The sequence below is a fragment of the Streptomyces sp. NH27 genome (assembly GCF_056859195.1).
Genome location: NZ_JACEGK010000824.1, coordinates 1 through 2063, shown reverse-complemented (window position 1 = coordinate 2063; position 2063 = coordinate 1). Strand labels below are relative to the sequence as shown.

Annotated in this window: 2 protein-coding genes; both read left to right on the top strand. The window is 76.0% G+C overall.

The genetic code is table 11. The annotated features are described in order from the left end of the window. A partial coding sequence (locus AC13HU_RS36235; RefSeq protein WP_483046245.1) for an FMN-binding negative transcriptional regulator occupies window positions 1–435 on the top strand: 435 nt, incomplete at its 5' end. Then, complete coding sequence (locus AC13HU_RS36230) at window positions 428–2011, top strand: amidohydrolase (protein ID WP_483046244.1); 1584 nt, start codon at window positions 428–430, stop codon at window positions 2009–2011. The genes AC13HU_RS36235 and AC13HU_RS36230, both read left to right, overlap by 8 nt. Window positions 2012–2063: the final 52 nt, after the last annotated feature.

Below are 2063 nucleotides of genomic sequence, written 5' to 3'. Positions count from 1 at the left end.
GAGCTGCACGAACTGGGCGCGCACGACGTGGTGGTGATCGTCGAGGGACCCGGCGGCTACATCTCGCCGAGCAGCTACCGCGCCGGACCGTACGTGCCGACCTGGAACTTCGTCGTCGCGCACCTGCACGGCCGGCCCACCGTACTGGAGGGCGCGGAGGGCTACCGGGTGCTGGAGCGCACCGTGGAGCACTTCGAGGCCGACCGGCCGGAGCCGTGGCGGCTGGACGGCGTGGCGGACTACGCGCGGAAGATCGCCCCGCACACCACGGCCTTCCGGCTGCGACCCGGCCGGGTGGTCGGCAAGCACAAACTCGGCCAGGACAAGCCGTACGAGGTCGCGCGGCGGGTGGTCGAGGCCCTGGACGACAGCGGCCCGCACGGCAACCCGGCCCTGGCCGCGGCGATGCGTCGGGTGCTGGTGCCCGGTGACTGACCCGCAGACCGCCACCGGGCCGGCCGCGGGGCAGGCCGCCCGCGTGCTGCTGCGCAATGTCCGGCTCGGCTCCGGCGGACCGCTCGCGCACCTGATGATCGACGGCGGCCGGATCGCCGCCATCACCCCCGACGCCCCCGACGCCGAAGCCCTGGCGCGGACCGCGGGCGAGGTGGTGGACGCCGCCGGACGCACCGTGCTGCCGGGGCTGTGGGACGCGCATGTGCACATGGTGCAGTGGGCCAGCGCGCGGCGCCGGGTCGACCTGTCGGGCGCCGCGTCCGCCGCCGCGGCGGCCCGGACGATGGCCGAGGCCGCACAGGCCGCACAGGCCGCACAGGCCGGGCAACGCGCACGGGACGAGCCGCTGATCGGTTTCGGCTTCCGCGACGGGCTGTGGCCCGACCTCCCGGCGCCCGCCCTGCTCGCCTGGTCCGACGACTCGGGCCAGGCCGTCGCCCTGGTCAGCAACGACCTGCACACCGCCTGGCTCAACCAGGCCGCGCTGCACCGCCTCGGCGTGCACGGCCACCCGACCGGGGTGTTGCGCGAGGCGGACTGCCTGGACGCGGTGGCCCGGCTCAGCGCGGCCGATCCGGCGGTCGTCGACCGCTGGGTCGCCGACGCGGTCCGGGCGGCGGCAGCGCGCGGCGTGGTCGGCCTGCTGGACTTCGAGTACGCCGACAACATCGCCGACTGGACCCGCAGGGCCGGCCGGCAGCCGCTGGACATCCGGGTCGCCTGCGCCGTCTACCCGGCCTACCTGGACCAGGCCATAGCCCTCGGCCTGCGCACCGGCGACCGGCTGCCGGGCACCGGCGGCCTGGTACGGATGGGGCCGCTCAAGCTCTTCGTCGACGGCTCGCTCAACACCCGTACCGCGCTGTGCAACGAGCCCTACCCGGGGGTGACCGCGTCCGGGCAGGAGTACGGCATCCTCCAGACGGAACCGGCCGAGTTGCAGCGGCTGATGGCGTACGCGGCACGGCACGGCATCCACAGTGCCGTGCACGCCATCGGCGACCGTGCCAACACCATCGCGCTGGACGCCTTCGAGAACGTCGGCTGCCCCGGCCGGATCGAGCACGCCCAGTTGATCGACCGGGCCGACCTGCCCCGCTTCGCCCGGCCGGGGCTCGTCCTCGGTGTCCAGCCCGCGCACGCCGCGGACGACCGCGACATCGCCGACCGCCACTGGGCCGGCCGCACCGAGCGGTCGTTCGCCTACGCCGATCTCGCGCGGGCCGGGGCGCGGTTGCAGATCGGCTCGGACGCGCCGGTCTCGCCGCTCGACCCGTGGCCGGGCATCGCCGCGGCGGTGCACCGCACCGGCGCGGACGGGCGGCCCGAGTGGCACCCCGAGCAGGCGATCGGGATGCCCGACGCGCTCGCCGCCGCGGCGGCCGGCCGCCGCACGCTGCGCGTCGGTGACCGCGCCGACCTCGTGGTCACCGAGTGCGACCCGGCCCGGTCGGCCCCGCACGACCTGCCCGGCATGCCGGTCTTCTGCACGCTGCTCGCGGGACGGTTCACCCACCGGGCCGATCAGGAGCCGCTGTTGGTGCCAGCCGGGTAGCGTCCGGGCGGGAACATGCGGCACGAACGGCCGCCCGGTGGCATCCACCGGG